Source organism: Cuspidothrix issatschenkoi CHARLIE-1, from assembly GCF_002934005.1.
Classification (GTDB): Bacteria; Cyanobacteriota; Cyanobacteriia; order Cyanobacteriales; family Nostocaceae; genus Cuspidothrix; species Cuspidothrix issatschenkoi.
The window spans coordinates 1-2,240 of sequence record NZ_PGEM01000116.1 but is presented as its reverse complement, the minus strand read 5'-3'; the positions used below and the strand labels follow the sequence as shown (position 1 = coordinate 2,240).

At 38.7% G+C, this 2,240-nt stretch carries 2 protein-coding genes; both read left to right on the top strand.

The features are described from left to right. Positions 1 to 179: 179 nt before the first annotated feature. Positions 180 to 2,048, top strand: a complete 1,869-nt coding sequence (locus CUN59_RS15350) for an ABC transporter ATP-binding protein (RefSeq protein WP_104388662.1) — start codon at positions 180 to 182, stop codon at positions 2,046 to 2,048. Positions 2,049 to 2,145: 97 nt separating this feature from the next. Next, the coding region (locus CUN59_RS21145) for a deoxyribodipyrimidine photo-lyase (RefSeq protein ID WP_133164032.1) at positions 2,146 to 2,240 on the top strand (95 nt) is incomplete at its 3' end.

Genomic DNA, 2,240 nt, shown 5'->3' with positions numbered 1-2,240 from the left:
GGGAATGGGGAATGTTCCCCATTCCCCAACGACAATTTTTAACGCTAATCTACTTATCCAGAATAAATATCTCTTTAGGGGCGGGGTTTACACGCCCTTTTTTTTGTGGTGTGACAGTTGAGAATTGGGAATGTAGGCTATAAATACCTATAGTACGATTATAATTTTTTTTAGATATTATGAAAGAAACAGTTTTACAGGTTCGCAATCTACAAGTTGAATTTATCAATGATAATAGTAAAGTTAAAGCAATTGATGATATTAGCTTTCAATTGCATCGGGGTGAAACTCTAGGTATTGTAGGTGAATCAGGTAGTGGTAAATCGGTGACAGCTTTAGCTATCATGGGCTTGTTGCAATATCCGGGAAAGGTCACAAATGGGGAGATTCTTTTTGATCGGATAAATGGCCAACCTTTGGATTTATTAACATTATCACCGGCGGAAATGCAGCTTTATCGTGGTGGTGATATTGCCATGATTTTTCAAGAACCTATGACTTCTCTAAATCCGGTTTATAGTATTGGGTTTCAGTTGGAAGAAGCTATTATGCGTCATCAAAATGTGAATGCAACTGAAGCTAGAAGAATTGCGATCGCCGGGTTACAAGAAGTTAAACTGTTACCTAATGATGAACAAATTCAAGAACAGTATATTAATTATGATTTGTCCGTAGGCGATAGTTTTAAATTAGCACAGTTGGTAAAAGAACATAAGGAAGCGATGTTAAACCGCTACCCTCACCAACTATCAGGAGGACAACTGCAACGGGTGATGATTGCTATGGCAATTTCTTGTAACCCATCTGTATTAATTGCTGATGAACCAACTACAGCTTTAGATGTTACAGTTCAAGCCACTATTTTAGAATTATTATCCGATTTACAACAAAGTCGCAACATGGCGATGATTTTTATTAGCCATGACTTGGGTTTAATTTCGGAAATTACTGACCAAGTAGCAGTCATGTATAAAGGTAGAATTGTGGAATATGGTGCTGCTGCACAAATTTTTAACAATCCCCAACATCCCTATACTAAAGGACTGGTTGCTTGTCGTCCTTCCTTGAACCGTCGTCCGCGCAAATTGCTGACGGTTTCTGACTACATGAGTGTTATAGAAGATGAATTTGGTAAAACAACAATTACGACCAGAGAACCTGCACAACCAACGGAAATTACTCAAGAAGAGATTAACCAAAGATTAGCGGATATCAGTGCTAAACAACCTTTATTAACTGTTCGTAACTTGGAGGTCGCTTTCCCAATTCGGGGAGTATTTGGGGAAACCAAACGTTATCATCAAGCTGTTAATGGGGTTTCCTTTGATGTTTTTCCTGGGGAAACTTTGGGATTGGTAGGAGAATCTGGTTGTGGTAAAACTACCTTGGGTAGAACTTTGTTGAAATTAATTGAACCAACAGGTGGTGAAATATTCTTTGATGGTGAAAATATTACTCACCTCAAGGGAAAAACTTTGCAGCATTTACGACGAGAAATGCAAATTATTTTTCAAAATCCTTTTAGTTCTCTCAATCCTAGAATGACAATTGGAGATGCAATTATAGAACCCCTATTAATTCATGGTGTGGGTAAGTCAAAACAACAGCAACAAGCTAGAGTAGTGGAATTACTAGAACGGGTAGGATTAAGTGCAGATGATCAGAAAAAATATCCTCATCAATTTTCCGGTGGTCAACGTCAACGGGTTTGTATTGCACGGTCTTTAGCTTTAAATCCTAAGTTTATTATTTGTGATGAGTCTGTTTCCGCTTTAGATGTGTCAGTCCAAGCCCAGGTTTTAAATTTATTAAAAGAATTACAGCACGACTTCCAACTCACTTATATCTTTATTTCCCATGATTTAAGTGTGGTGAAATTTTTAAGCGATCGCATTTTGGTGATGAATCAGGGGAAAATAGTTGAATCCGGTACATCTGAAAGTATTTATCTCCAACCAAAACAAGAATACACCCAAAAGTTAATTGCCGCGATTCCTACCGGTAGTCCAGAACGGGTGAAAAATCGCCATCATGGAGGCAAGGAGTGAAGAGTGAGTATCCCCTCCCCATTCCCCATTCCCTGTTCCCTGTTCCCTGTTCCCTCTCCTCACAGACAACCTTTTCAGCAACCCCTAATTAGCAGTAATTAAAAAATGTGCTGATCTAATTTTGTTTTGGCATCGTCGGGATTTACGTATTTCTGATCATACAGGACTAGCTGCGGCCAGAGAAAAAAGTGC